This is a genomic window from Arthrobacter sp. BC5 (assembly GCF_056680255.1).
In genome coordinates this window covers 308,059-334,899 of the sequence record NZ_CM155273.1, presented here as the reverse complement: position 1 = coordinate 334,899, position 26,841 = coordinate 308,059, and the positions used below count along the sequence as shown (strand labels likewise).

Genomic DNA, 26,841 nt, shown 5'->3' with positions numbered 1-26,841 from the left:
CGAGCCGACATGTCGACGCGGCAAGCACGGAACGCCGCGGCCGGGACGTCACCGGCATCCGAGGACGGCGTGGCCCGCGGGAAGGGCGACGCGGCATGAGCCGCACCCGACGCCGCAGATCGACGACGGTGACCGCTTCGGCCGCAGCCGCCGTCGTCCTCGCCGGGGCCATCCAGATGGTTGTCCAGGATCACTCGGCCTCGGTGGCTGCTGTCACCCCCGCCGCAAGCCGGAGCACTCCGATCGTGGAGCGTCCCCTGGACAACAGCTGCTCGGGTGGCCACGTCACCTTCACCTTCGACGACGGCCCGCGCGAGAACACCGAGAAGGTGCTCGATGCGCTGGATGGCTACGGCATCGATGCCGTCTTCTTCTGGAACGGCCAGAAGATCAAGGGGCGCGAGCGCACCGTGACCCGTGCCCTCGCCGAGGGCCATGTGATCGGTAATCACAGCTGGGACCACCCCGACCTGACGACCGGCGAGCTGCCCGACGGCAGCTCGCACGCCTGGTCCGCAGCGTGGGTCCATACCGAGCTGGAGCGGACGAACGAGGCCCTCGAGGCCGCTGGTGCACCTCGCCCCACGCTCTATCGCCCGCCCTACGGCGCGATCAACAAGCAGGTGGACGAGGTCGCCCAGAAGCTCGACCTGCGTCTCGTGATGCCGTGGGGGTACCACGAGGACGACAACATCGTGGACACCCACGACAACGAGGGTGCGAGCCCCCAGGAGATCATCGACGCCACGGTCCGGGGTATGAAGGACGAATCGATCATCACGATGCACGACGGCCAGGGACCGGCGACGCTCAAGTCCATCGACGCACTCCAGGCGATCGTGGACGCGATGAACGAGAAGGGACTGTGCGCCACCACCGCGATGCGCGAGGATACTACTGGAAACGTCCTGCAGATGTACGGCTGAAGAGATCCCGTCGTCCGGACCGACCCCCACGCAGAGGACGCTCCTGTGACTGCATTGCCGAGCAAGGTCGTCGCCGTCTACTGGACGCGCTGGAACCCCGACATCCGGCTCACCGAAATCCCGCAGTCGTACAACGTGCTCTACCTGTTCGCCGCTGGTCGCTCCGGCGGCGCCGGGGGTATCGGGTGGGGGATGAACGACATCGCCGCCGACATCCGGACCGTCCGCGCCAGGGGCCAGCGGGTCGTGCTCTCGACGGGCGGTGCCGGCCAGGGTATCGACTTCTCCTCGCGGGCCGTGAGCAGGCGCTTCGTGGACAGCGTGGTGCGCATCAACGCCGAGCTCGGTGGCACCCTGGCCAGCCCCGTGATCGACGGAGTGGACTTCAACACCTTCGAGGCCGAGGCCACACCGAACACCCCCGAGTACCTGTGGATGTTCGCCGAGCTGAAGCGCCGGTTCGGCCAGGACTTCGGGATCACGTCCCCACCTGCCCCCTGGAATGCAGAGGACAAGGCGATGATCCGCGATGCCCTGTCGAAGGACCTCATGACCTACGCCGGGCCGCAGTTCTACGACGGTCCGGGACTGGCCGACCCGGGATACATCATCGACACCACACGTGACTGGGTGCGGGACGTGGCCGGCGGGGACGCGAGCAAGATCGTCGTGGGCTTCGGCATGGAGGACATGGAGGACTACTCCTCCATGGCGCAGATCCGCACGGCCTGGCGTGCAATCGAGAAGGAGTTCCCGGCGATCCGCGGTGCGTTCCTGTGGCAGCACAAGACCGACGCCGACCGGGGCTGGGCCTTCGCGAGGCAGCTCGCCCCGCTCGTGCTGGACCATGCCGTTGCCTGGCGGACGATGCCCTCGACCCCGCCGCCGATGCCGTTCCAGCCTCCCGGCCTCGTCGTGACGATCGGCTCGGCCTCCTACCCGCTCGCCGGTATCGATGTCGCCCGGGAGCTCGATGCCCTGGTGGCGTACACGGACAGCGCGGCGACCACGTCCACCAATCCTTACGGCTGTGAGGTGACCGTGAGCGGAGGCAGGGTCATCCAGATCAACGATCGCCAGGGCGGCGGATCGGTGACCGGGACATCGATCCCGCAGGGTGGCTTCGTGCTCTCGGGGCACGGTGAGGCGCGTACGTGGCTCCTGGCCAACGCCGACGTCGGTGCAACGGTGGAGGGCGTCACCGTGGACCACGCCCGCTCGTGACGGTGCCCAGCGCAGCGATCGGACGGGGAGGGGGCCGGTGCCCGTCTGCCGGCCGGGAATGCGCGAGGGCTTCTTGGCGCTTCACCCGGCATGAAGAAGATCGGATTCCTGTCCTTCGGCCACTACCAGGACGTGCGCGGATCACTCGTGCCCACTGCACAGGACGCCCTCGTGCAGGCGGTGGAGCTCGCCGTGGCCGCCGAGGAGCTCGGGGTCGACGGCGCGTACATGCGCGTGCACCACTTCGCGCCGCAGTACTCGGCGCCGTTCCCCCTGCTCGCCGCCATGGCGGCGCGGACGAAGACCATCGAGCTCGGTACCGGCGTCATCGACATGCGGTACGAGAACCCGCTCTACATGGCGGAGGAAGCCGCGGTCACGGATCTCATCAGCAACAGGCGGCTGCAGCTCGGCATCAGCCGGGGGTCGCCCGAAACCGCGCTCGACGGCTCGCGCACCTTCGGGTACCTCCCCGAGGAGGGGTCGACCGACGCGGACCTGGCGCGGGGGAAGACTGACCTGTTCCGTCGGGCGATCGCCGGCCAGGGCGTCGCCGACGCCAATCCGCGTATGACGGGCAGCACCGGGAGGTTGCCGATAGATCCGCTCTCGCCCGGCCTGACCGAGCGCATCTGGTGGGGTTCCGGCACCCGCGCGACCGCCCGGTGGGCGGGGGAGCAGGGTATGAACCTCATGAGCTCCACGCTGCTGACGGAGGACACCGGCGTCCCGTTCGACGAGCTGCAGGCCGAGCAGATCTCCATCTTCCGCGAGGCGTGGGCTGACGCCGGGCACGACCGGACCCCGAGGGTCTCGGTCAGCCGCAGCATCCTGCCGATCGTGAGCGAGGCCGACGAGTACTACTTCGGCGTCCGCGCCCAGCGGGAGTCGACGGACCAGGTGGGCATCCTCGACGGCGCCCGGTCCCGTTTCGGGCGCAGCTATATCGGGCCGCCGGACGTCATCGCGGAGCAGCTCGCCGCCGACGCGGCCGTGCAGGCCGCGGACACCCTGCTCGTGACGATTCCGAACCAGCTCGGCGTGGACTTCAACGCGGCGCTCCTCGGGAACATCGTGAAACTCGTCGGACCGGCGGCGGGCCTGCGCTGAGGCCGATGCGGCGCCGACTACGCCGCATCGGCGACGGGGAAGCGCTGGGTCCAACCGTCCACGGGGTTTCCCGCCTGGCGAACCTCGGGTAACGTCGATCAGTAAGGGTGCTGACCATTTCGGCGACAGCATCGATGACGACCTCGAGGAGACGCAGTGGACCCGGTCCAGCGACGACTCATGCTCGAGGCTCTCGCGCTCTGCAACCTGCCGCTCGAGAAGGTATGGCTCCACTACTGCGGCAATGGTGGACACCTCTGCGAAGCACAGGTGGACCTCTTCCTGCGGGGCGCGGCGCCGATGGGGGAGCTCGAGCGGGACATCCTGGCGCACGCGATCAATGAGATGCTCTGGGATCGCCGGCTACCGAGCCTCGTACCCTACGCCTCCTCGCCCGCCGCCGACCGGGAGGCATCGGACGGCCCCGAGATCAGCGCGGCAGCAGCGTGGCTGCTGACCGACGGCGAAGCAGAGGCCGAACGGCTGCGGTCACTCGCCGCCACCGGGCTGATGCATCCGGGCCCGGCGCCGGCGCTGGGCGCGCTCGTCGCGGAAGCGCGTGAGGCCTTCGGTGTCAGCTCCGCAGGCGTGTCGCTCGTCGGTGCGGACCACCAGTACCTCAAGGCGTCCGTCGGAGCCTTTCGGCAGCACCTGCCCCGGCGGGAGGCATTCTGCGACGAGGCGATCAGGACGGCAGACCCGCTCGTGATTCCTGATACGCACGCCGACGACCGCTACAGCGACCACCCGCTGGTCGTGGGCGAACCCTACCTGAGGTTCTATGCGGCGCACCCGCTGCGGGGCCCGGGAGGCTGGAACATCGGTACCTTCTGCATCCTCGATCAGCGTCCCCATGTCTTCTCCAGCGCGGAGCGGCATAGCTTCCGCTCATTCGCCCGCCGCGCCCAGCAGGAGATCGGCCGGACACGGCACGCCGAGGAGGCGTGGCGGCGGACCGCCGAGAGCAACTGACGGTGGGTGGGTCGCTCCCGGTCAACCGCCGACGGCGTCTAGGCGTCCGGCGCGCCGGTACCACCGGTCAGTTCCAGGGCGACGTCGGCCACCGAGCGTCGTGTGTGCTCGGCGCGCGCGACGAGTTCCCGGAACGCACTGCGGTCGTCGACGCCGAGCTGCGCCATCAGGATCCCCTTGGCCATGCCGATCCGGTCCCGCATCTGCAGGGCGGTGGAGAGCTCTGAGCGGATCTGCTGGGGCGTCTCCGTGGTCTGGACGTGGCTGAGCAGCGCGGCAGCGGGCACGGCGAAGCGCGTCAGAGCCCTCTCTGTGGTCTCGTCGAAGGCGCCGGCCTCGGTCGAGTAGACCTTCATGGCCCCGATCGCGGTCCCGTTCTGGATCAGGGGTACGCTCTGGCACGATCGCACGGACATCGCGGCTGCGGCCGCCGCCCACCGGGGCCAGCGCTGGTCCTCCGACATGGTGTCGTCGGCCCGGACCGGGGTGGCGGTCGACCACGCGCTCAGGCAGGGACCCTCCGACAGTTCGTACTGCAGTTCATCGGCGCGGGTGACGAGGCGGTCGGTTGCGCCGGTGCTCGTCCGTCGTCCGCGATGAATGAGCGAGACGCCCGCCCCGATCGCCCCGGGGATGAGGTCACGGGCCGCTTCGGCGAGGAGGTCCACGGCGTGCTGCACCGTCTCTTCGGTGAGCAGGAGTCCGCGAACACGGCCGAAGACCACGGCGAGTTCGTTGAGGTTGGGCTCAGAATTCAAGGTAAGCCTCGATATGTCCTGATGCCGGCCGTGCCGGCGGTAGTCAGCGCCCACTTCTGGACGTCGATTAATGTAGTCATCTCCCGGAATCAAGGCAAATCAGGCGTCGAAGCGCTACTCGTTTTCAGCTGCCTCGGACCGCGCATCTGGTCTGACCACCACCTGCTCAGTAGGATTATCTGCAGTTGTTCAGCATGTAGCAGCGTTCCTGTTCGCCGTGCCGCACGCCAGGTACAGGCAATCCGAGGGGGATGTGCAATGAGTGACTCACTGGGGTTCCGGTCCGCACCGGACACGAGGAGCATGCTGGACGACCTGGTGGTCGTCAGTGCCGATCTGGACGAGTTCCTCGAAGGGCTCGTGGGCGCAGCGGCGGCGATCCTGTCCGACGACGACGCCGAGATCCTCACGAGCGTGACGCTCCTCCGACCGCGTACCAGGGCCACGATCGCGAGCAGCTGCCAGACGGCGCGGCGCCTCGCGGACCTCCAGTATCGTTTCGACGACGGACCGTGCATGAGGGCTGCCGCCACGAGCAGGACCGTCGGGGTGGAGGACTTCGCGCAGGACGCCACCTTCCCCCTGTACAGCTCTGCGGCGCTGCAGAAAGGTATCCGCTCCGGACTCGGAGTGCCGGTGCAGCTCGACGGCCTGGAGAAGGCCGCCGTCAATTACTACTCGCCCCGGCCCGGTGCCTTCTCGGACGCGAAGGTGGAACTGGCGGAACTCTTCGCCGAGGAGGCGTCCACGCCGTTGCGGCTCGCGCTCCGCCTCGCACGCCTCACGGAGAAGGCGGACCATCTGGCCGCGGCGATGGAGTCCCGCACGACCATCGACCTGGCGGCGGGTGTGATCATGGCCCAGAACCGATGCAGCCAGGACGAGGCCATCGAGATCCTGCGGGCGGCGTCGAGCGCCCGGAACATGAAGCTCCGCGACCTCGCTTCGAACGTGCTCACCAGCACCGCGGACGCCCCCGTCAGTACCCACTTCGACGGCCCCGAACCCGCCTGAGCCGTAGTCCGGATCAGCTCTGCCGGGTCGCCGACTCCACCACGTGTTCGGCTATCAGCCGGAGCTTCATGTTCCGGCTGCTGGAGGCGCGCTGGAGGATCGCCAGGGCGTCCGCCTGTGAGCACTTGTTCTGGAACATGATGACGCCGACCGCGGTGTTGATGGTCTGGCGTGAGGCCAGCGCGGCGGCCAGGTTGTGCTGTTCGTCCTCTGCCGACGCCGCCCGCACCGCGAACCTGAGGGACGAGGACGCGGTCTCCGCGAGGCCTTCGGCGGCCTTGATGCTCGCCGGTGTGAACGCGTCGGGTTGGGGGGAGTAGAGGTTGAGTGCAGCGCGCCCACTGTCCTCGAGTGCGAAGGAGACCCCGAGGATGGAACGGATCCGGGTCGTGTCGAGGCGCCCGAGGTACGCAGGCCAACGCGCGTCCAGGGTCGCGTCCGGGCAGTACACGGACGTTCCCGTGGCCGCGGCCTCGAGGCAGGGGCCCTCGTGGAAGCGGTTCTGGAACTCGTCGGCCGAGCGTGCGAGAGCGTCGCTCACTGCGAGGGTTCCGGCCTTCTTCCGACGAACCAGGGTGATCGCGCAGGAGACCTCACTCGTGCGTGAGAGACGGCGCGCGGCCATGACGGCGAACTCGTCGAGGAATTCCTGGATGCCCGCCGTCTCGGCCAGGAGGGCGAACAGCTCGTCGTTGACGTCGCTCAGTACTTCCTGCTCGGTCACAATTCTTCCCTCGGCTGGCGGTTGCCGTTCTTGTCCGTCACATCCTACGCCGTCGCCGCATCGCCGAGGCGCTCCGTCAGGCGCCGAGACCCTCCATGGCTGTTCGTGCAGTTTCCTCCGCGTGCTTCGCATCCGTGACCGACCGTTCGGCGTCCTCTGCTTCGTGCTCGAGGCCTTCGGCTTCCGTGTCGAGATCGGAGAGTTCCCGCCGCAGCGCAGCGAGCCGCTCCTCCAGATCCTCGATGGAAGCCGTCAGTCCGTCGTGCCGCACCGTGAGCCGCTGCGATTTCCGCTGGATCTTCGCAGCGGTGTCCTCTGCGGACGCGAGGGCATCGCGCGCGGCCGCGAGACGGTCCTGCGCCTCCTTCCGCTGACGCGCGGAGTACTGCCCGGGCGGCCGCGTCCGCTCATCGGCAGCAGCGGAGCCGTCCCCCTCCGGCCCGTCGTCCTCCATGCCCGGGGGAGTGAACGGGCCGGCGACGGCGCCTGCCAGGTCCGCCGCGTCCCACCCGGTCGCCTCGAGCGTCCGCACCAGCCGTCCGGTGAGTACGGCCGCTGCCGCCCGAGGGTCCGCGAGTGCCGCGCGGAGTGTCTGTTCGACGCCGGGCAGGGCCGTGTCTCCGGTGTCCTGGCCTGCTTCGGCGGCTGCGTCCAGAGATTGGCGGGCGACGGCGGCGAGGAGTCGCTGGCGTTGCTGGCCGAGCGCATGGAGCTGCGCCCGGTCGAGGCTCGCCTGCGCCTCCTTGAGAGAAGCACCGAGCTCGAGCACCTGCGCCACCTCGTCCCTCCGCCGGGTGACGAGCATGTTGACGAGCCAGGCGGCCGTTGCGGGCTTGGGAAGCCTGCGCAACGTGGCGGCGAGCTCCTTGTCGCCCTGCCTGGCCGCCTCCTTGGCCGCGGCGTTCCGCGCTCCGACGAACTGGTCGAGTGGGAGCGCGTAGAGGGCCGCCGCCCGGTCCGCCGGATCCATGTGTGCCGTCCTTCCGCGATGTCCGCCGCCCCGAAGCGGGGCGAGGTCCCTCCCACCGTCCCATGGCGCCTGCACCCCGGCCACCGGATGGGACCGGTCGGGCACGGCGAGGGCCGTGCCTCCCGCTTCGGCCGCGGGGCCCAGCCCAGGCGGTGAGCACGGCCGATTATAGGCACCGGTGGCAGGGCACACCAGAACGAAGCGTGACTGTATCGGCCGGCGTGACGCGGGTAGGAATGGGGGGTCCTTCCGGTGCCGCGCAGGGCGCCCTGTCCGTCCAGTCCCAGGAGAACGCATGTATACCTCGGTTGCAGACCAGACCACCGACCAGCTCGGCGGGCCGCTCAGCGTCCTCGTGCGGCAGAAGCGGGACCATGTGAAGCTCCATGGCCTGATCGAGCAGCTCAGGGGGACCACGGGCGAGGACCAGGCCGCCGTGCTGCTCGACATCTACCGGCTGGTGTTCCCCCATGCCTTCGCCGAGGAATCGGTCCTGTGGCCGGTCATGCGCAGGGTCCTGCCCGACGGCGGTGAGCTCACGCTCGAGGTGGAGCGGGAGCACCAGGAGGTCAACGAGCTGGTGCAGAAGCTGGAGGGCCTCGCGGACGGGTCTGCCGAGCGCGCGGACGTGCTCGGCCGGCTCACCGAGGTGCTCGACGACGACGTCCGTGACGAGGAGGACGCCCTCTTCCCGAGGCTCCAGGCCCGCGTCACCCGCCGGGAGCTCCAGGTGCTGGGCGTGCTGTGGGAGCTGGTGCGGCGCATTGCCCCCACCCGCGCCCACCCCGTGGTGGCGCGGCGGCCACCCGGGAATGTCGTCGCCGCCCTGCCCCTGTCGGTGCTCGACCGCGGACGCGACGTCGTCGACCACGCGCTCCTCGGCGCACCCGGGATACTCGAGCCGGCGCTCCACCGGCTCAGCTCCGTGCTCACGCGCGCCTCGCACGCCGTGGAACTCCTGCCGATCATGCGCGCCGGCGAGCACCCGTCGACGAGGTATGTGGCAGGCAGGCCGTCCTTCCCATGGGTGACGGCGATCGTCGCCGGTGCCGCCGTCGGCCTGGTGGTCACAGCGGTCCGGAAGAAGACCCGCAGGGCCGCTTAGCTCCTGGCCGGCGGCTCGTCCAGAACCCTCCGGAGCCACCGGTCCCGGTGGCGCGGGCGTCGCGGCCGGTGTGTACTGGGCCGGGTACTGGGCCGGGTACCGTCCCCACTGCTGGTGCACGACGGATCAGTCGCGCCGCGCCGGTCCTGATGCGAGGAGAGGATTCAGAACGATGGATACCCGATGCCCCAGTTGCGGTTCCGGACTGATCGAGGTGAGCGAGGACCAGTGGCCCGCCGAAGGGCCCGTCCCCGACGGGACTCTCGCGGTCTTCCACTGCGAACAGAACCACCGGATCACCGTGGGACGGACGCAGGTCCAGGCATAGGTCCCGGCGTCTTCAGGAGCCGGAGCTGCCGGCGTCCTGGATGATGCGCGTCAGCTCGTCCCGCAAAGCACGTGCCTCGTCCACCGATATCTCGAGCCGCTGGCCCTCTTCCACCCAGCCGACGCTGATCATCGGCAGGCCCTGGTCATCCGCCGCGTGGGCCAGCCCGACCGCCAGCGCCCGGCCGCCGGTATGCGTGACGTCTCCGACGATCAGTTCGCCGCCGTCGTCCCCTGCAACCGCCATGGTTCCTCCTCCGTCCGGCCTTCCTGTCCACCCCATGCTAGGCGCGCCGGGCAGGGCGGTGTCCAGCCCTTCCTCGTGGCACCGCTCAGGCACCCGGATCAGCAGCTAGTCGGCCTCGGCAGGGCGGACCGCCAGATTGGGATGCAGCAGGTCGAAGCCTTCATCCGCAAGGGCGTTCCGGTCGACGTCGTCGGGCAGGAGCGCGGCCGTGACCCTGCTGTCGCGGATCGTCGCGCCTGCCCTGCCCCGCTCGAGCGGCGCGCATTCCAGTCCTACTCCGATGCCCTCCTCGACGAGCAGGCAGACGGTGCCCTCCGCACTACTGCCGTCCACCGGTGTCGCCGCGAAGTACTCGACGCCGTCGCGCTCGGCCAGGAACCGCGTGCTCGCGAGGTCGATGCCTTCGAGGTCCGTCCGGATGGTCAGGATGTCGCGGTCCGCCTGGTCCTTCTCCAGCACGCCCAGCACCGGACCGGCGCACCCGGCCAGTACGAGCACTACCGCGCACATCCCCGCAGCGATCACGCCTGAGCGGTCGGGCAGACTGCGCATGGTTCTCCTCGGCACGGGCACGGATGGATCGGCGTGCTCCCAGCCTAGCGAAGGGCGCGCGCCTAGGCTGTGGCCATGAGCACCTCCGCGGCACTGTCAGGGCGTACGTTCGTGATCACCGGGGTGAGCCGCCGCAAGGGCATCGGGTACGCGGTCGCCGCACGCCTCGCCGACATGGGAGCGAGCCTCTTCCTGCACCACTACAGCCCGCACGACGCCGAGCAGCCGTGGGGCGCGGACAGCGTCGACGACATCATGGCCGCCCTGCGGGGGCGGCTGCAGGAGGGCGCCTCGCTCGCCGAGGCCGGCATCGACCTCGGGCAGCGGAACGGTGGCGAGCGGCTCATCGCGGAAGCCGGCGCGGCACTCGGGCACCTCGACGGGCTCGTCTGCAACCACGCGAAGAGCGGAGGGGACGGGCGCCTCGACGAGATCTCCTGGGAGGACCTCGACGCGCACTGGCAGGTGAACGCCCGCTCCACCATCCTGGCGACCAAGTACTTCGCCGAACAGCATGACGGCCGGGAGGGAGGCCGCGTGATCTGGATGACCTCCGGGCAGGTCGCGGGGCCGATGGCGGGGGAGATCGCGTACGCCGCATCGAAGGCGGCGCTCGCCGGGTTGACGGCTTCCGTCGCGGACCACCTCGCGGGGCAGCGCATCCTGCTCAACACGGTGAACCCGGGCCCGGTCAACACGGGCTACCTCGACGACGACACGGCCGACCGGCCACTCGACACACTCCGGGCCGTCCTCGCGCATTTCCCCTCGGGTCGCTTCGGCGAGCCGGACGACCCGGCACGGCTCATCGCCTGGCTGCTGAGCGACGAGGGCCGATGGATGGTGGGCCAGGTGCTGAGCACCGAGGGAGGCTTCCGGCGCTGGTGACGGTGGTGGTGCTAGCGGAGGTTCCGTCCCGGGATCAGCGGGCGCGCGGCACCTCGTGGGGCCCGACCGCCGTGAGGATGAGCATCAGAACCCGACGAGGGGGTGCGGCACGTAGTGTTCCTCCAGGGCACGGACCTCGTCCTCGGAGAGCTCGAGGTCCAGTGATGCGAGCGCGTCCTCGAGGTGCCGCGGCTTGCCGACCCCGACGATCGGCGCGGAGACCACGGGATTGCGCGAGACCCAGGCGAGGGCGACCTGCGCACGGGTGACGCCACGGGACTCGGCCACCGCCCCGACGGCGTCGGACACGCGGCGGTCGGAGTCGAGCGTGCCGTACAGGGTCTTGCCGAACTGGTCCGACTCGGAACGCGACGTCGTCTCGTCCCAGGGGCGCGCGAGCTTGCCGCGGGCGAGCGGGCTCCCGGGCAGGACGCCGATGCCCTGGTCGGCGCACAGCCCGTACATCTCGCGTTCCTCCTCGCGGTTGATCAGGTTGTAGTGGTCCTGCATCGTCACGAACCGGGTCCAGCCGTTGATGCGCTGCAGGTACAGCGCCTTCGAGAACTGCCAGGCGTACATCGACGACGCACCGAGGTAACGCACCTTGCCCGCCTGCACCACGTCGTGCAGGGCCTCGAGAGTCTCCTCGAGGGGAGTCAGCGGATCGAACCGGTGGATCTGGTAGAGGTCCACGTAGTCGGTGCCGAGGCGCCGGAGGCTGTTGTCCAGTTCCGTCATGATCGCCTTGCGGGACAGCCCGGCTCCGTTGGGCCCGTCATGCATGCGGCCGTGGACCTTCGTGGCGATCACGGTCTCATCCCGGCGCGTGAACTCCGCGAGTGCGCGTCCGACGATCTCCTCGCTGGAGCCATCGGAGTAGACGTTCGCCGTGTCGAAGAAGTTGATGCCGGCATCGACTGCGGCGCGGATCAGGGGGCGGCTCTCGTCCTCCGGCAGGGTCCATGCGTGATTCCCGCGGTCGGGAGTGCCGTAGCTCATGCATCCGAGGGCGAGCGGCGAGACGTCGAGGCCTGTGGAGCCGAGTTTCACGTAGTGCATGGGATCACCTTTACTGGCATCGGGGGTTTTCCCCCACCCTAGTCCGGCCCCGTCCGGAATGGGCGGGAGCGGAAGGAGAGTCCCCCCGATGGCATTCCGCGGTAGGGGTGCGGAGGGCGGGCGCCCGCGGCCCGTTCGCGGCCGCGGGTGCCCGCAGGCACGACCCTCGCGGGTCGAGGCAGGAGGCTTCCCCCACGGATTCCCTGCCGTGCCAGAAGCAAGAGTAGTCGCGATCGACGCCGAAACAAACCGCGTGACCGGTTTTACGCCGTCCTGCCGTGGCGGAAGAGGCTCACCAGGTGCGGAACGTCCTCCTGCCGTTCCGCAGTGACCACTCCGGGGAGCAGCATCTCCCACAGGTCGCCGAGGCGCTCGAGCACGTCCTTCCGGCCCGTGAGGATGTTGGACACCATCTGCACGCCGGTATAGGAACCGACGATCAGGCGGGCGAAAGCGTCAGCGTCCAGATCGGGGCGGAGGTCGCCGTCCTGCTGGGCTGCCCGCGCCAGCTCGCCGAAGCGCGACGCCCAGTCGAGGTAGGGCTTCCGGACGTCGTGCCCGAAGGCCGACGCTTCGAAGGTGAGGCGTATTCCTGCCCGCATGACCGAGTGCTCGATCAGCTGCAGTGCGAATCCCCGGGTGATCAGCACCATGGTCTCCAGTGCCGGGCGACCGAGGGCCTGCACGCGCGCTCCGTCCGCCGAGGCGATGGCATGCTGTTCCTCGATCACCGCGACAGCGAGCTCCTCCTTCGCGGCGAAGTGGAAGTAGAGCGCACCCTTGGTGACACCGGCGCCGGCGGAGACCGCGGCCAGGGAGGTCCCGCCGTAGCCGTACTCCTCGAAGATCCGGGCGGCAGCACGGATGATGGCAGAGCGCGTGGACCGCGCTCGTTCCTGCTGGGCCCTCATGAAACCGTCCTCGGCGTTCTGCGCTCGCCGGCGGTGATGCGGCGAGCGCGGCGGGTGCGGGGAGTGCGGCCCGGACCTACGCGGACGCACGGAACGCGGGTGTGGCCGCCGGGACATGTCGCTTGCCTCATGCTCCAATTGTCCGCCAGGGAACGACGTCGGCCCGGGACGCCCGCTCATCCCGGCCGGGCCCGCTGCCGGGCGGCGGCGAGAGCGTCGTGGGGCGGGAGCCTTCCGACGGCGGGAGCGGGGTGCCGCCCGATGGCACGAGCAGGAGGCACTTCCCGGGGGTGCAAGGGACGCAGTCCTCCGCACCGCTACGGCTGCCTTCTCCCGACTAGGGCAGGATGGCTACGTGACACGTGCAGATTCCGGGCGGCCGGACAACCAGGACACAGTCGACGGCGGACCGGACGGCCCCGGGCCGGCCGGTTCCGGAGCGGCGCAGTCCGGAACGCCCGCACGACCGGGCAGGCGCTGGAGGCCCCAGGCTCCTCCGGCACCGCCGGAGCCGCACGGGTCCTCCGTAGCCCGCCGATTCCGCCCGCATGCCTTCGCTGACGGACTCAAGGTCAGCGCTGCCTGGACCGCCCGCTGCATCATCGTCCTCGCGGGCCTGGTGATCCTCTGGTACGTCACGAAGGCCCTGTGGTCGATCGTCCTGCCCACGCTGTTCGCGCTGCTCCTCGCCTCGGTGCTCTGGCCGGTCAACCGGTTCCTGCGCAAGGCGCTCCCCAAGGTCTTCGCCGCACTCGTGACGCTGATCGGATTCATCGGCGTCGTCGTCGGAATCGGCGCGCTCACGGTGCCCGCCATCGCGACCGGGATCACCGAACTCTCCCGCCTCGCCCGGGACAATGTCGCCGACCTCGCCGAGTTCGCGGCCGGGCCGCCACTGAACCTCGACGGCGCGAACCTCGACGACATCGTCGACACCGCCCTGGCGCAGCTGCAGTCCAATGTGGGGAACATCGTCTCGGGCATCACCACGGGGCTGGGTGAGCTGACGTCGGGAACCGTCGTGGTGCTGCTGGCACTCGTCTTCACCTTCTTCTGCCTGAAGGACGGGGACCGCTTCATGCCGTGGGCGTCCCGCTGGACCAACTCGGCCGCCTACGGACACGCCTCGACCATCGCCAGCGGGACCTGGAGGACGCTGTCCTCCTACATCTTCGCGCAGGCCACCGTCGCCCTGGTGGACGCGGTGTTCATCGGGCTGGGCCTGGTCCTCCTGGACATCCCGCTCGCCATCCCGCTGGCCGTGCTCGTGTTCTTCTCCGCCTTCATCCCGGTGGTCGGCGCCGTCGTGTCCGGCCTTGTCGCCACGCTGGTCGCCTTCCTCGCATACGGCTGGGTCACGGCGCTGATCGTGCTCGGGCTGGTCGTGCTCGTGCAGCAGCTCGAGAGCAACTTCATCCAGCCGCTGCTCGTGGGCCGGACGCTCGAGATCCATCCGGCCGTGGTGCTCGCCTCCGTCACCGCAGGCGGCACGATCTTCGGGATCATCGGCGCCTTCTTCGCCGTTCCGGCCACGGCCGTGGCCATCGTGGTGCTCAGGTACCTGCGGGACCTGTCCATCGAGAACCGGCCCGAGACCGGTGTCGCCTCCGGTGATCCCGGAGCCCAGCCGGCGACCGTCGCCGGGCACGACGACGCAGGGCCGGGACGGACGCCGGACGCCGACGTGCCGGAGGCCGGACCCGTGGGACACCGTGCGGGCCAGGCCGATGACTAGGGGAGTGCGGGAAAGCGCTGTCCGGCCCCCTGGGAAGCGTCCTGTGGTCGCCGTCCTGGAGGGTGCGCGGCCGGTGCGCGGCCTGGAGCGCGTCGCCGGGCTCGCGGACGTACGGGTGGCGAGGGCCTCGGACCTGGACCGGGCGCTCGACGGCGCCGACGTGCTGTACCTCTGGGACTACTTCTCCGGTGCCCTGCCGGCTGCATGGCATGCGGCCGGTTCCCTGCGCTGGCTGCACGTGGCCGCGGCCGGCGTCGACAAGCTCCTGTTCCCGGACCTGGTGGCCTCCGACGTCGTCGTGACCAATGCGCACGGTATCTTCGACCAGCCGATGGCGGAGTACGTCCTGGGTGCGATGCTGCATTCCGCGAAGGGCTTCGGGCCCCTGCGGGACCAGCAGGGCGCCGAGGAGTGGACGTGGCGCGAGGGCCGCAATATCGCCGGCTCCCACGCCCTCGTCGTGGGGACGGGCAGCATCGGCCGCCACACCGCACGCCTCCTGCGGGCCGTCGGCGTCCGGGTGGCAGGGGCCGGGCGCCGTGCCGTGGAGCACGACGACGACTTCGGCGTCGTCCACGCCTCGGCCGACCTCGCCCGCGTGGTCGCCGACGTCGACTGGCTGGTCCTCGTCGCGCCCCTGACACCTGCCACGGAGAACCTCGTCAGCGCCGGTGTGATCGACGCGCTGAAGTCCTCCGCCGTCCTGATCAACGTCGGCCGCGGCAGGCTCGTGGACGAGGACGCGCTCGTCCGCCGCCTGCACGCGGGAACGCTCGGCGGCGCCGTGCTGGACACCTTCGCCGTCGAGCCTCTCCCGCAGGGACATCCCCTGTGGTCCCTGCCCTCCGTGCTCGTCACGCCCCACATGGCGAGCAATGCCGACTCCTGGCTGGACGACCTCGCTGCGCAGTTCGAGCGGAACTTCCTGCTGTGGCGGGAGGGCCGACCGCTGCCCGGCGTCGTCGACAAGGCGCTCGGGTACGTGCCGTCGGGGAACGGCACCGCCTAGGCGGAGGCAGGCGATGCCGGAGCGCCGAGCTCCCCGCGCCACCAGCGCAGGGTCTCCGCGACGGCGTCCGCGAGGGGGGTGGGTGCCAGCGCGAGCACCTCCTCCGAGGCCGAGGAGTGCATGACGAACGGCCGGTCGAACTGGTAGGTCATCTCGCCGATCTCGCGCATCGAGGGCATGACCACTCCGAGTGCGCGGACCAGTCGGCCGGGAGTTCCGGCGAGCCGCGGGGCAGCGGCACCGGCCTCCTGAGCGAATGCCTCCGCGAGCCTGCGCTGCGTTAAGGCGGGCAGCGTCGGGGCATGCAGCACCCGGTCCGGTGTCCGCGGCAGGCCGACGGCCGCGATCATGGCGGCCGCGAGGTCCGGGACGTAGGTGAACGAGTGGGGCACGTCCGGTCCGCCGATCAGCTGGATCCGCCGTCCCCGCAGGACGGCCGGCACCATGCGCTCGCCGGCATGGGACATGCGCACCCGGGGGCCGAAGAAGTCTGCGGCCACCACGGAGACGGTGTCCGTGGTGGAGGAGGCCCGCGCGGCGAGCAGCGCGGTGCGGACGCCGCGCTTTCCGCCGTCGGCTGCCCGCTCGCTGTCCTCCCGCATCACCTGGTCCGGACGGCTGTAGGAGTACAGGCTCTCCGGGAAGACGACGACGGCGCCGTGCCGGCCCGCGGCGTCGAGCACCACGGCCTCGGCCGCCGGTAGTTCGCGCTGCCACGCCGCCGCGGTGTAGGCGCTCCCATGGATGCAGTGGAACACGGCTTCCGCTCCGGTCACGGCGGCCGGGAGCGCCGATGCATCCGACGCATCGACTCGCCGCTTCTCGATCAGGGGATGGTCCGGGCCGCTTCCGGACCGGGTGAGGATGCGCACGGAGTCCCCGCGCTCGGCGAGTTTCTCGGCGACGGTCCAGCCGACGGGTCCTGCTCCGGTGACGACGTACAGGGTCATGAGGGTGCCTTCCGTGGAGGATCGGACAGAAACGAGAGCAGTGCTCTCACAACCAAGCGTGGACGTGCGGATCGTCGATGTCAAGAGCACTGCTCTCATCAGTTGACGGTGCTCTCTTGTCGGTGCCAGAGTGACCCCATGCCAGGAACACCGCGGGAACGCGCCCGCGAGCAGACACTCGACGACATCACCCGCATCGGGCGCCTCCAGCTGACCGAAGTGGGCGCCGCTGCCCTCTCCCTCCGCGCGGTGGCGCGCGAGCTGGGCGTCGTCTCCTCGGCGGTCTACCGCTACGTCGCCAATCGCGACGAGCTGCTGACACTCCTCGTCGTCGACGCCTACACGGAGCTCGGGGACGAGGTGGACGCCGCCGTCGCGGCAGCGGGGCCCGCCGCCGCCGACCGCTTCACGGCACTCGCCCTGGCAGTTCGGGCGTGGGCCGTGCGGGAGCCCTCGCGGTACGCGCTGCTCTACGGCAGCCCCGTGCCGGGCTACGCGGCTCCGGCCGAGCGGACCACGGCGCAGGGCACGCGCGTCGTCACGCTGCTCGCCCGCATCATGGATGACGCCTGGCGCTCGGGCGACCTGAGCGACGGCGGCCGGGGGAGCGGCCCGGACGGCGGGAACCGGGACGCCGGGAACGAGATGCCGCCGGCCGAACTCGCGGGCGACTACCGGACCATCCGCGAGCAGCTGTCCCTGGCCGCACCGGACGGTGTCCTCGCGGCGACCGTGCAGGCCTGGTCCGCCCTGTTCGGCGCCGTCTCGTTCGAGGTCTTCGGGCAGTACGGGACGGGCACCTTCGCCGACCTCGACGCACTGTTCCGCTACACCGTCCGCCGCCTCGCCCGGCAGTTGGGCCTGGACCCGGGCGGAGCGTGAGCTGCACGCCGGGAGCAATTAGCGCGGGCCGTGCCGTGAATGAGAGACTTGCGGCTGCCGCCACCCCGCCGACCAGGAGCTCTTCGTGCGCATCCGCCTTCCCCGACCGGAGACCCGCAACAGAGCCCGTTCGGTCTGGCTGTTCTTCGCCCTGATCCATGTCGGCTTCCTCGCGCGGCTGCTGCCTTTCATCATCGGCGGGGGAGTGCTCAGCGACATCCGCTTCTACCGTGAGTGGGCGTACCAGGCACTGGGCGACGGCGTCTGGGAGGGCATCGACACGGCGTGGGTCTACCCCGTGGGGGCTCTTGCGCCCATGGTGGTCGCCACCGTGTTCGGCCCCTACCTCTACCAGCTCGCGTGGTTCCTCCTCTTCGCCGGCCTCAACGCCGTGGGGACCGCGGCACTGGTCCGCGGGGGGACGCCGTCGTCGTTCACGGCCGCCTACTGGTGGCTCACCGCCACGGCGCTCCTCGGTCCGGTCGCCGTGGGCAGGATCGACGGCCTGACGGCGCCGCTGGTCGTCGCAGCGCTGCTCATCGTCGCGGCACGCCCCTTCGTCGCAGCACTCGTGCTCAGCGCGGCGACGTGGATGAAGGTGTGGCCGGCCGCCGTCGTCCTCGCCTCCCTCGTCGTCGTCCGGCATGCACGGTTCCGCATCCTCGGTGCCGGGCTGGCCCTCACCGCGGGGATCGCCGCCGTGGTCGCGGTGTTCGGCGACATCCGGAACCTCACCGGCTTCCTCAGCGCCCAGGGAGCCCGCGGCATGCAACTCGAGGCGCCACTCAGCACCCCCGGGGTGTGGCAGGCGATCACGGGGACCTCGGGCGCGTACTTCTTCGAGGACGAGGTCATCAACACCATGGAGGTCCGGGGCGCCCTGAGCGGCGTCGTCGGCGACCTGATGACGCCGCTGCTCGCCCTGACCGTCGTCCTGGTCGCCGCGTTCCTGGCCGTCGCCCTGCACCGGGGTGCGCAGGCCGGTGCCCTCCTCGCAACGGGATCGCTCGCGCTCGTGAGCACCCTGGTGGTGTTCAACAAGGTGGGGTCCCCGCAGTTCATGCTGTGGATCGCGGCCGTGATCGCCGCCGGGCTGGTCCTCGACCGCGCGGATGAATGGCGGTACCCCGCAATCGCGATGCTGGCCACCGCCGGCCTGACCACCCTCGTGTACCCGGTGTTCTACGACGCCCTGCGCTATGAACTCGACCCGGCGGTCGCCGTCCTGCTCACGCTCCGCAACCTGCTGGTGGTCAGCATCTTCGTCTGGTCGCTCATGCGGCTCGGCCGGCTCACCGCGCGCGCCCGCGTCTCCGAGGGTGCCGGTTCGCCTACGGGTGCCTGACGCCGTGCCCGGCGAGGACCGCCCGGTAGCCTTCGCGGTACGTCGGGTAGGTGAAGGAGAAGCCGCTGGAGCGCAGCAGGGAGCTGTCCACGCGGCGCGCACCGCCCCGGCTCGACGTGGCCTCGCCACGCGGTGGGTGCGGCAGGCCGAGTTCGCCGGCCAGGAACAGCAGCACCTCGCCGAGGTCCACCGGTAGTTCGTCGCTGCCGAGGTAGACCGGCGCGGGGGATTCGACGTCCATGACCAGGTGCACGATCGCGGCCGCGGCGTCGTCGCGGTGGATGCGGTTGGTCCACTGCGGTTCCGCCGGCAGGACGGCCGTCCCGCCCTTCACCTGGTCGATCAGGCGCGTCCGGCCCGGACCGTAGATCCCCGAGAGCCGGAGCACCGTCCCGCGGTCCGAACGCTGGAGGAGCACCTGTTCGGCCTCCCGGATCAGGCGCGCCGTGGGCGCGGCACTCTCCGCCGGCGACTCCTCGGTGACCAGGCCGCCGTCGACATCCCCGTACACCGCGGTGGAGGACACGAACAGGATGCGCCGGGGGTGCACGCGGTCGCGCTCGAGCGCATCCAGCACGTTCCGTGTCGGGTCCACGTACGCGCTGCGGTACGCGGCCTCGCTCCGGTCCCCGGCAGCGGTCGCGATGACCACGACGTCGGTGTCCGGCGGGAGCGGGGGCAGGGGCTGTGTCAGGTCCGCCGCGACGCCCTCGATCCCTGCCGGGATCCGCTGGGGCGAGCGTCGCAGGCCGACGACCCGCTCGCCCCGGGCGGCCAGTCGCAGCCCCACCTCGGTCCCGAGGTCTCCGCAACCCGCGATCAGCACCGTCATCCCGACATCCTTCCTGACGGCCGCCCTCGCGGCAGCCGCGCATGTCGCCAGTCTAGGACGGACCCCGATACGGACAGGGACGCGGTGCCGCCGTCGTCCTAGTCGCGGATACGTACCGCGGTCTCCCGCAGGTAGAGGTCCACCCGCGTGTAGGCATCGCGCGTCAGCGCCTTCCAGAGTTCGACGGCGAGCCGCGGGTCCTCCTGCTCGATGGTCCGGATGGCCTGCGCCGTGAGGACCTTCACGTGCACGTCCTCGAGAGCCTTCACCGTGGTCTCCTGGCGGTCGTCACTGCCGAGGGCCAGTTCGCCGAAGGTCATGCCGGCACTCAGCGTGGTCAGTTTGAGGCGCTGGCCGGAGGGGCCGGGTACGGAGGTCACGATCTTGCCGGAGAGGATGAAGTACACGCCGCCGAAGTTCTGCCCGACGCGCCGCACGACATGGCCCCGCTCGTAGGTTCGGTCCTCCATCCAGCGGGTCAGCGCTTCGACGTCCTCCTCGCTGAGCGGGCTCAGTGCCGGGCACTGGGACACCTCCACCGCGGACGGCAGCACGAGGTCCCCGCCGTACCGCGTGATGAGCTCGTTCTCGCACCACTCGACGGCGGCAGTCCGTGTGTCGAAGGTCGGCACCGCCCTGTCGACGTCCCTGAACGTCTCCGCGAGGGTGCCCTCGCCGTCGATCAGGACCAGCTCGCGGTGCACCTTCGCGAGGTTCTCGCGGACCTCGCCGAGCAGCCTGAGGGAGACGTCCGCGACCTCGTCCACGCGGCGCAGGTCGAGGATCACGTAGTCGACGTCGTCGTCCAGGCTGCTGAGCTCACGCACCATGGACTCCGTGCCCGCGAACAGGAGGTCTCCGTTGAGCTCGATGACCATGGCGCGATGGCCGTGCTCCCGGAGGACATCCATGGCCTCGTCGGCCCGCCGGATGCCCGAGGGGGCTGCCGTGATGTCGTAGGTGGCCCGGATGGCCGAACGGCCGGCCCGCGCCGCGCGCACGAAGTGGAGTTCCATGTCCCGGGACAGGCGCTGGCTCGTCGCCATGCCGCGCACGCTGCTGCCGTGTTCGTCGAGCGGTGGGGAGTACACAGCCAGGCCCACCTGTCCGGGCAGGACGGCGATGGTCCCGCCGCCCACGCCGCTCTTGGCCGGCATGCCGACCGTGCTGATCCACGAACCGGCGTCGTCGTACATGCCGCACGTGGTCATCACGGACAGGACCCGCTCGACGGCCAGCAGGTCCATGGCTTCGACGCCGGTGAGCGGATTCCGCCCGGAGTTGGCGAGGGTCGCGGCCATGACGGAGAGGTCCATGCAGTTGACCATCACCGAGCACTGGCGGAAGTAGTCCTCGATGACCGGCGTCGGGTCGTCCTCGATGATGTCGAACGAACGCAGGAGGTAGGCCAGGGCCCGGTTCCGGTGGCCGTGTTCGAGCTCGGACCGGAAGATCTCCTCGTTCACGCCCAGCTGGCGGCCCGCGAATTCCGAGTACGTCCGGAGGATGCGCTTGAAGCGCTTGTTGCCGCCGCGGGACTGCACGAGCGACGTCGCCGTGAGGGCGCCGGCGTTGATCATGGCGTTGGAGGGACGGCCGCTTCCGGGCGCCAGCGAGATCTCGTTGAAGGAGTCGCCCGAGGGTTCCACATCCACCTTCGCGTCCACGGCGTCCATGCCGAGGTCGGCGAGGGCCAGCCCGTAGGTGAACGGCTTCGAGATGGACTGGATCGTGAATTCCTCGCGCGTGTCACCCACCTCGTACATGTAGCCGTCCACCGTGGTCAGGCAGATCCCGAAGTTGTCCGGATCCACGTTCGCCATCGCGGGGATGGTGCTGTAGGGCTTGCCGTCCCGCAGATCGGAGATCTCCCGGTGGATGGTCCTCAGGTAGCTTTCGATCGGCGATTCCATGCAGTCCACCCTACGGGGCCGGGCCGGGCCCCCTGCCCCGACCGGGGGTCAGCGGCTACGCAGCGTATGCCTGATGGAGTGCACGAAGAGCTGGACGACGGCGGTCGCGACGCCGAGAAGGATCAGGGGCGGCGCAGCCATCGAGGTGTAGTTGAACCACGGCATCGAGTACGGCGGGGCCATCTGGCCGAGGTTCTCCGCGTACTGCCGCTCGTACATCATGGGCGCCGAGATGAGGTAGACCCCGAGGGCCGTGAGGGCCGCCGCCACGACCCAGATCCATACGTCGAAGGGGTTCCGGGCCCGGTCGTCCTCCCGCGCGGCTTCCACCTCCCTGGGGCCGACCTCGCGGATGGCCGAGGAAGCGGCGGCAGGCTCTTCGGCTGCGGGCAGCGACGGCGCGAGCGGCGCGGGAGACGCGACCCGGTCGGCCGTCCCGGTGGCGCCGCCGCGCTGGTAGATCCCGTCGTAGCGCGGGTCGTGGGTGTCCTGCAGATGGTCGCTGCTCATCGGTTTCCTCCCCCTGGACTGACGAATGCTCCCTAGTAAAGCACGTCGTCCGGCACGGCCACCGGCACTCTCACGGGCGTTGCGCCGGACGGTCGCCGAGGCGCTCGAGGAGTCGTTCCTCGGCGTCGTGTCCCGGCGCGATTCCCCGCGGGATCCGGAGCAGGAAGACGATGCCGAGCACCCACCACAGGCCGAACAGGATCCACGGTGGTGGGGTGAGCGCTGCCGGCATGCCCGGCAGGTACAGGCTGAGCAGCCCCACGCAGAGGACCACGGCGATCCAGCCGATCACGGTCCCGCCATTACCGGCCCCACCGATCCGCAGCGGCCGCTCCATCGCGGGTTCCTTCCGGCGCAGGATCACGAAGACCAGCGCCACGAGGATATAGGCGAGGACGATGCTGGGCGCACCGGAATCGACGAGCCAGCCGAGCATCTGCGTGCCGAAGAAGGGCGCCGCGAAGGACAGCGCACCGATGAAGACGAGGGCGTTGACCGGCGTCCGGTAGCGCGGATGGAGCACGCCGAACCACCGTGGGAGCATGCCGGAGCGCGACATCGAGTACATGAGGCGGGACGCGCCCAGCAGCAGCGAGTTCCAGGAGGTGAGGATACCCGCGATGCCGCCGGCGATCAGCACCTTCGCCATGATGTCGGAGCCGAACATGGCGCCCATCGCGTCCGCCGTCGCGATGTCCGCGGTCGCCAGCTCTCCCGCCGGCATCGCCGACGACGTCGTCAGGATGGTCATCACGTACCAGATGGTCGCGAGGAGGACGGCGACGACCACGAGCCGGCCGATCTGCCGGGCGGGGATGTCGACCTCCTCCGCGGACTGCGGGATGACATCGAAGCCGACGAACAGGAACGGCACCACCACCAGGACGGCGAAGAACCCGGCGGATCCGCCGGTGAAGAAGGGCTGCATGTTCGACGCCGACCCGCCGGCGAAGCTGCCGAGCACCAGGGCCAGCCCGATGACGAGCAGGAACACGACGACGAAGGTCTGCGCCGCTCCCGCGATCTTCACGCCGCCGATGTTGACCAGGGTGATGATCACGGCGGCGACGGCACCCACGAGGGCCCACGTCAGGTGGACCTCGTCGCCGGCGACCGTCCAGAGGGGGACGCGGCTGAGGTCCGGGAAGATGTACTCGGCGGTCCGGGGGAGGGCCACGGCCTCGAAGGCGACGATGGTGACGTATCCGCCGGTGATCGCCCATGACCCCACGAAGGACCAGCGCGGACCCATCCCCCGGAGGAGGAAGTTGTGCTCACCTCCGGCCTTCGGCATGGCAGCGGTCAGTTCGGCGTAGGTCAGGCCGACCACTCCCATGATGACTCCGCCCGCCACCATCGCCAGCACCGCGCCTCCGGTACCCGCGGAGGCGATCCAGCCACCCGTCAGCACCACCCAGCCGAAGCCGATCATCGCCCCGAAGCCCAGGGCCAGTGCGTCCCAGTTCCCCAGGACCTTCAGGAGCGAGGCGTCCTGCCCGCTCGTCGCGCCTGCTGTGCTGTCGGGTGTCGTCATGGCCGCTCCATCCTCGCTTCACGGGCCCCCGGGTGCGCCGGGGCCCACGGCCTGTGGGCGGGCCCTGGCATCCGGCGTTGTGCTCGGGGTGATCCACTGTAGGGGATCGACGCCTGTGCGGGAACCGTTGTGGCGGCGGCGGGTGATTGGATGAAGAGGTGGCCGTCACGGGTACGGCACGGATGACGATCGGATGTAGCAATGCCACCGCGGTCCACGCGCAGCACGACCAACGCCCCACGCCTGTCGCTGCAGGCGCCGAGGGGCGTGACACCGGTGACGGAACCACGCCTGCTCGACGGCGACCACCGCGAGGGCGAGCACTACCACCGGGTGGAGCTGGACGGGGAGGAACTCGCGGGCATCACGCTGCAGGAATGCCTGCTCGAGGGAGTTTCCCTCAGCGACACCGAACTGCGGGGCGCCCGCTTCCTCGAGTGTTCGTTCAGGGAGCTCTTCGCGCCGGTCTTCCGCGCACCGCGCAGCACCTGGCGGGAGACGTCCCTGCAGGGAACACGGTGGGGATCGGCGGAGCTCTACGACAGCAGGTTCGACGCCGTGCATGTCGACGGCGGGAAGCTCGACTACGTGAACCTCCGCAGCTCCCGACTGACCGACGTCCTGATGAGCGGGTGCATCATCGGGGAACTCGATCTGACCGGCGTGCGGGCGACCCGGCTCGCCCTGCAGGACTGCACCATCGGTGCCCTCACGCTGGACGGCGCCCAGCTGCAGGACGTCGACCTGCGCACCAGCAGTTTCCGGGGCATCCACGGCCTCGACGGCCTGCGCGGCGCCACCATCGACGAACACCAGGTGCAGCTCCTGGCGCCGTTCCTCGCCGAGAGCATGGGCCTGCGGATCGAGGGCTGAGCACGTGCCCGTCGGCGGCGCGGACCGCGGTGGCCCCGATCATCCCGGCGTGCGACGGATCACGCCGAGTAGGTGTACCGGCCTCCGGGCGCCGCCTGGGACGGGGTCGACGTCGTGACGTAGGTCCCGCGGCTGGTCGGACGCGCGAGCTCGCCCTGGGTGACATAGGTTCCCTCCGTGCCCGGCTGGAGCGGGCGGCCCGTCACGTAGCGGCCCCCGAGGGGCGCCGGTGCGACAGCACGGGCGGCGGTGGTCTTCGCCGAACGGCGTGTGGTGCGGTCGAGCAGTGTCATGGTGGTTCCTTCGATGGATGCCTTGGGCATGGTGGAGGCAGGCGCGAGCACGTGTCGGCTGCTGCGCCCGCTGTTGAGGAGGTCCGGGCATGCAGCCACCGCGCCTGTTGTCGGGCGCGGCGGAGCTGGGAGCCCGGTCCGGTAGGTCAGGCCGCCTGCCAGGGGCTAGGCGGGATCTTCCTCCGGTGGTGTGTCCTGGCACTCCTGGCAGAGGCCGTTGAACGTGACTTCGGCCGTGAGGACGGCGAAGCCGGATGCATCGGACGGTGTGAGGCAGGGAGCCTCCCCGATGACGCAGTCGACATCCCTGATCGCACCGCACCGGATGCAGACGAGGTGGTGGTGGTTGTCGCCCACCCTGCACTCGAAGAGCGCGGGCGATCCCGGAGGATCGAAACGGCGGACGAGTCCCGCGCCGGTGAAGGCAGCGAGAATGCCGTACACGGCCTGGCTGGACGAACCGCTCAGGGCGGTCCGCACCACAGCCGTCACCTGCTCCACGCTGGAATGGGGGTGGTCCTTCAGTGCCTGCAGGACCGCGAGGCGTGGCGCGGTGACCTTCAGGCCGGACGCCCGGATCGACTCACGGAGCGTTTCCGCCCGGGAGTGCGGATCAGTGGAAATCGCCATGACATCAGCCTATGCGTTGTTTTGGTCTATACAAAACTGACGGGCCGTTAGTTCGATCACGTCGCCGGGCACCTGCAGGGCGGGGTCCCTTCCATGCGGCTGCCCGTCCTGCTTCAGCCCGCCTTCGGCCGATGCCTAGGACCTCACGCAGGGTCCTGGGCGCTCGCGCGACCGCCGGGGTAGCCCGGTCCCGCGGGGTGGGAGGGGCCCGGCGGGTAGCCCGGTCCCGAGGGGTGGCCGGGACCGGCAGGGTGCCTGTCGGCACTGTAGTCCCGGGCGGGGGCGGCAGGTGCTGCAGGAGCAGGGGATGCCGGCGTGACCGGCGGCACGAAGGCGGCCGGTGGCACAGGCCGGGGATGCGACGACGACGGCAGGGGACCTGCCGTCTGCCCGCTCTCGGGACGGGATGGACCGGAAGCAGGCGGCACCTGGTAGTGGGAGGAGTCGTACTGCGACGGGTCATGGTGGGCGGGCGGAGCAGCGGGCCATGCCGGCACCGGTGCCCTTCCCCAGGGATCGTGCGCCGGTAGAGCCCGGGCGCCGGCGTGCACCCGGCCGTCCGGGCCTGCGGCGTACGGTGCAGGGGAGACCGGTGCGAAGGGGTGCGTGGGCTGGAGCATCGGCGGCCGGGCCGCCTGCGGCGTGACGGTGCGCGTCCGGGCGATACCGCGACGGTCCGCGAGCCGGACGATGACCACCGCGGTCACCGCCATGGTCCCGGCGGACACGATGAGTCCGCCCACCGAGCCCTCACTGGAGTTCACGTCCACCAGGCCGAAGGCCCCGAGCACGAAGATGGTCATGTTGTTGACCGCGTGCACTGCGATCGCCGCTTCCAGTCCGCCCGTCCGCCAGGTGATCCAGCCGGCGAAGATCGCGAAGACGGCGACGTCGGTCTGGCCGAGGGGGTCGTAGGTGTGGCCGAGCACGAAGAGCGGGACGGGCAGCAGGATCGCGAAGGCGGGGTGCCGCAGCCAGCTGCCGATGGCCTGCATCAGGAAGCCCCGGAACACGTACTCCTCCGCGGCGGCCTGGAACGGGACCGCGAGGATGGACAGGGCGAGCAGGACCAGCAGGGTGGAGGTGTCCTGCTGCACGGGCGCTGCGGCGGCTTCCTCCGGGAAGAAGAAGCCGATCACCGTCGAGATGGCGAGGCTCACGAGGAACACGGCCAGGGCGGCTGCCGTGCAGGCCGCCAGCCACCGCCAGCGGATGTGGCCCGCCACCGAGGAGAGCAGGCCCACGGGCCTCGGTCCGGTGACGAGAGCGGCGAGCAGGAGGGCCGGGATCATGAGGATCAGCGAGACCAGGGTGAAGGCGAAGATCACCGGGTCGCTGAGGTCGATGGACGCGGCGGCATCCATGTAGTGCTCGATATCCGCCGAGGTGGCGAGTGCCGCGATCGCCCCGACCGCCAGCAGGGCGATGGTGAAGACCAGGTAGAACGCGAGGCCGAGCAGCGCCGTGAGGAGGGGCTTCCACCAGCGGTGCTGGGGCCACGAGCGGGAGAGGCGGTGGAATGCATACTGCCGGTCGACCAGTTCCATG

General features: G+C 70.2%; 28 protein-coding genes. 13 read left to right on the top strand and 15 right to left on the bottom strand.

The genetic code is table 11. From position 1 onward, the window contains the following. Window positions 1-95: 95 nt before the first annotated feature. From AC1MFI_RS01370 to AC1MFI_RS01355, 4 genes are all read left to right on the top strand, one after another. A complete protein-coding gene (locus AC1MFI_RS01370) occupies window positions 96-926 on the top strand; it encodes a polysaccharide deacetylase family protein (RefSeq protein WP_479819044.1) in 831 nt (276 codons plus the stop codon). Window positions 927-971: 45 nt separating this feature from the next. Further along, window positions 972-2,150: a glycoside hydrolase family 18 protein gene (locus AC1MFI_RS01365; protein WP_479819042.1), complete on the top strand. Its 1,179-nt coding sequence runs from the start codon at window positions 972-974 to the stop codon at window positions 2,148-2,150. 90 nt (window positions 2,151-2,240) lie between these two features. Further along, entirely contained in the window at window positions 2,241-3,260 is a 1,020-nt protein-coding gene (locus tag AC1MFI_RS01360) for an LLM class flavin-dependent oxidoreductase (protein WP_479819040.1), read from the top strand. Window positions 3,261-3,416: 156 nt separating this feature from the next. After that, window positions 3,417-4,232 carry a GAF domain-containing protein gene (locus AC1MFI_RS01355; protein WP_479819038.1) on the top strand — a complete coding sequence of 272 codons (816 nt, stop codon included), beginning with the start codon at window positions 3,417-3,419 and terminating at the stop codon, window positions 4,230-4,232. Between the two features lie 38 nt (window positions 4,233-4,270). Here the strand turns inward: AC1MFI_RS01355 and AC1MFI_RS01350 are convergent, their stop codons facing one another. Further along, window positions 4,271-4,990, bottom strand: a complete 720-nt coding sequence (locus AC1MFI_RS01350; RefSeq protein ID WP_479819036.1) for a GAF and ANTAR domain-containing protein — start codon at window positions 4,988-4,990, stop codon at window positions 4,271-4,273. Between the two features lie 258 nt (window positions 4,991-5,248). Here AC1MFI_RS01350 and AC1MFI_RS01345 point away from each other — a divergent pair, with 258 nt between their 5' ends. Next, on the top strand, window positions 5,249-6,004 hold the full coding sequence (locus AC1MFI_RS01345; protein WP_479819034.1) for a GAF and ANTAR domain-containing protein: 756 nt from the start codon (window positions 5,249-5,251) through the stop codon (window positions 6,002-6,004). Window positions 6,005-6,017: 13 nt separating this feature from the next. Here AC1MFI_RS01345 and AC1MFI_RS01340 read toward each other — a convergent pair whose 3' ends face one another. Together AC1MFI_RS01340 and AC1MFI_RS01335 are read right to left on the bottom strand one after the other, a co-directional pair. After that, window positions 6,018-6,728, bottom strand: coding sequence for a GAF and ANTAR domain-containing protein (locus tag AC1MFI_RS01340; protein ID WP_479819033.1), 711 nt, complete (start codon window positions 6,726-6,728; stop codon window positions 6,018-6,020). A 76-nt stretch (window positions 6,729-6,804) separates the two neighbouring features. Further along, the gene (locus AC1MFI_RS01335; RefSeq protein ID WP_479819031.1) at window positions 6,805-7,698 is read right to left on the bottom strand and encodes a hypothetical protein; all 894 of its coding nucleotides are present in this window, start codon (window positions 7,696-7,698) and stop codon (window positions 6,805-6,807) included. 295 nt (window positions 7,699-7,993) lie between these two features. On the opposite strand from AC1MFI_RS01335, the gene AC1MFI_RS01330 reads away from it, so the two are divergent. Both AC1MFI_RS01330 and AC1MFI_RS01325 read left to right on the top strand, forming a co-directional pair. Then, window positions 7,994-8,803 (top strand): hemerythrin domain-containing protein, encoded by an 810-nt coding sequence (locus AC1MFI_RS01330; protein ID WP_479819029.1) that lies wholly within the window; start codon window positions 7,994-7,996, stop codon window positions 8,801-8,803. A gap of 172 nt (window positions 8,804-8,975) precedes the next feature. Then, complete coding sequence (locus AC1MFI_RS01325; RefSeq protein ID WP_479819027.1) at window positions 8,976-9,131, top strand: hypothetical protein; 156 nt, start codon at window positions 8,976-8,978, stop codon at window positions 9,129-9,131. 12 nt (window positions 9,132-9,143) lie between these two features. Here AC1MFI_RS01325 and AC1MFI_RS01320 read toward each other — a convergent pair whose 3' ends face one another. Continuing rightward, a complete protein-coding gene (locus tag AC1MFI_RS01320) occupies window positions 9,144-9,377 on the bottom strand; it encodes a hypothetical protein (protein WP_479819025.1) in 234 nt (77 codons plus the stop codon). Between the two features lie 105 nt (window positions 9,378-9,482). Further along, a complete protein-coding gene (locus AC1MFI_RS01315) occupies window positions 9,483-9,929 on the bottom strand; it encodes a hypothetical protein (protein WP_479819023.1) in 447 nt (148 codons plus the stop codon). Between the two features lie 75 nt (window positions 9,930-10,004). Between AC1MFI_RS01315 and AC1MFI_RS01310 the strand changes: the two genes are divergently transcribed. Beyond that, the gene (locus AC1MFI_RS01310; RefSeq protein ID WP_479819021.1) at window positions 10,005-10,817 is read left to right on the top strand and encodes an SDR family oxidoreductase; all 813 of its coding nucleotides are present in this window, start codon (window positions 10,005-10,007) and stop codon (window positions 10,815-10,817) included. A gap of 84 nt (window positions 10,818-10,901) precedes the next feature. Here the strand turns inward: AC1MFI_RS01310 and AC1MFI_RS01305 are convergent, their stop codons facing one another. Both AC1MFI_RS01305 and AC1MFI_RS01300 read right to left on the bottom strand, forming a co-directional pair. Further along, the gene (locus AC1MFI_RS01305; protein WP_479819019.1) at window positions 10,902-11,876 is read right to left on the bottom strand and encodes an aldo/keto reductase; all 975 of its coding nucleotides are present in this window, start codon (window positions 11,874-11,876) and stop codon (window positions 10,902-10,904) included. Between the two features lie 263 nt (window positions 11,877-12,139). Further along, complete coding sequence (locus AC1MFI_RS01300; protein WP_479819017.1) at window positions 12,140-12,787, bottom strand: ScbR family autoregulator-binding transcription factor; 648 nt, start codon at window positions 12,785-12,787, stop codon at window positions 12,140-12,142. 355 nt (window positions 12,788-13,142) lie between these two features. On the opposite strand from AC1MFI_RS01300, the gene AC1MFI_RS01295 reads away from it, so the two are divergent. Continuing rightward, on the top strand, window positions 13,143-14,522 hold the full coding sequence (locus tag AC1MFI_RS01295) for an AI-2E family transporter (protein WP_479819015.1): 1,380 nt from the start codon (window positions 13,143-13,145) through the stop codon (window positions 14,520-14,522). A 43-nt stretch (window positions 14,523-14,565) separates the two neighbouring features. Further along, window positions 14,566-15,531: a D-2-hydroxyacid dehydrogenase gene (locus AC1MFI_RS01290; RefSeq protein WP_479819013.1), complete on the top strand. Its 966-nt coding sequence runs from the start codon at window positions 14,566-14,568 to the stop codon at window positions 15,529-15,531. On the opposite strand, the gene AC1MFI_RS01285 is transcribed toward AC1MFI_RS01290, so the two are convergent. Beyond that, window positions 15,528-16,481 (bottom strand): NAD-dependent epimerase/dehydratase family protein, encoded by a 954-nt coding sequence (locus tag AC1MFI_RS01285; protein WP_479819011.1) that lies wholly within the window; start codon window positions 16,479-16,481, stop codon window positions 15,528-15,530. The two genes, AC1MFI_RS01290 and AC1MFI_RS01285, sit on opposite strands and share 4 nt — an antisense overlap. A 138-nt stretch (window positions 16,482-16,619) precedes the next feature. Here AC1MFI_RS01285 and AC1MFI_RS01280 point away from each other — a divergent pair, with 138 nt between their 5' ends. Both AC1MFI_RS01280 and AC1MFI_RS01275 read left to right on the top strand, forming a co-directional pair. Continuing rightward, window positions 16,620-17,363, top strand: coding sequence for a TetR/AcrR family transcriptional regulator (locus AC1MFI_RS01280; RefSeq protein WP_479819009.1), 744 nt, complete (start codon window positions 16,620-16,622; stop codon window positions 17,361-17,363). A gap of 85 nt (window positions 17,364-17,448) precedes the next feature. Further along, window positions 17,449-18,708, top strand: a complete 1,260-nt coding sequence (locus tag AC1MFI_RS01275) for a hypothetical protein (RefSeq protein ID WP_479819007.1) — start codon at window positions 17,449-17,451, stop codon at window positions 18,706-18,708. On the opposite strand, the gene AC1MFI_RS01270 is transcribed toward AC1MFI_RS01275, so the two are convergent. The 4 genes from AC1MFI_RS01270 to AC1MFI_RS01255 all read right to left on the bottom strand — a co-directional run bounded on the left by AC1MFI_RS01270 (window position 18,695) and on the right by AC1MFI_RS01255 (window position 23,497). Further along, a complete protein-coding gene (locus AC1MFI_RS01270) occupies window positions 18,695-19,540 on the bottom strand; it encodes an NAD(P)H-binding protein (protein ID WP_479819006.1) in 846 nt (281 codons plus the stop codon). The genes AC1MFI_RS01275 and AC1MFI_RS01270 overlap by 14 nt on opposite strands. Window positions 19,541-19,638: 98 nt before the next feature. Then, entirely contained in the window at window positions 19,639-21,453 is a 1,815-nt protein-coding gene (glsA, locus tag AC1MFI_RS01265) for a glutaminase A (protein ID WP_479819004.1), read from the bottom strand. A gap of 48 nt (window positions 21,454-21,501) precedes the next feature. Beyond that, complete coding sequence (locus AC1MFI_RS01260) at window positions 21,502-21,963, bottom strand: hypothetical protein (protein ID WP_479819003.1); 462 nt, start codon at window positions 21,961-21,963, stop codon at window positions 21,502-21,504. 70 nt (window positions 21,964-22,033) lie between these two features. Beyond that, complete coding sequence (locus tag AC1MFI_RS01255; protein ID WP_479819001.1) at window positions 22,034-23,497, bottom strand: APC family permease; 1,464 nt, start codon at window positions 23,495-23,497, stop codon at window positions 22,034-22,036. Window positions 23,498-23,773: 276 nt separating this feature from the next. On the opposite strand from AC1MFI_RS01255, the gene AC1MFI_RS01250 reads away from it, so the two are divergent. Further along, window positions 23,774-24,370 (top strand): pentapeptide repeat-containing protein, encoded by a 597-nt coding sequence (locus tag AC1MFI_RS01250; RefSeq protein WP_479818999.1) that lies wholly within the window; start codon window positions 23,774-23,776, stop codon window positions 24,368-24,370. 59 nt (window positions 24,371-24,429) lie between these two features. Here the strand turns inward: AC1MFI_RS01250 and AC1MFI_RS01245 are convergent, their stop codons facing one another. The 3 genes from AC1MFI_RS01245 to AC1MFI_RS01235 all read right to left on the bottom strand — a co-directional run bounded on the left by AC1MFI_RS01245 (window position 24,430) and on the right by AC1MFI_RS01235 (window position 26,840). Further along, window positions 24,430-24,663 (bottom strand): hypothetical protein, encoded by a 234-nt coding sequence (locus tag AC1MFI_RS01245; RefSeq protein ID WP_479818997.1) that lies wholly within the window; start codon window positions 24,661-24,663, stop codon window positions 24,430-24,432. Window positions 24,664-24,828: 165 nt separating this feature from the next. Next, on the bottom strand, window positions 24,829-25,293 hold the full coding sequence (locus tag AC1MFI_RS01240) for a Fur family transcriptional regulator (protein ID WP_479818995.1): 465 nt from the start codon (window positions 25,291-25,293) through the stop codon (window positions 24,829-24,831). A 143-nt stretch (window positions 25,294-25,436) separates the two neighbouring features. Next, the gene (locus AC1MFI_RS01235; RefSeq protein WP_479818993.1) at window positions 25,437-26,840 is read right to left on the bottom strand and encodes a CPBP family intramembrane glutamic endopeptidase; all 1,404 of its coding nucleotides are present in this window, start codon (window positions 26,838-26,840) and stop codon (window positions 25,437-25,439) included. Window position 26,841 lies beyond the last annotated feature (1 nt).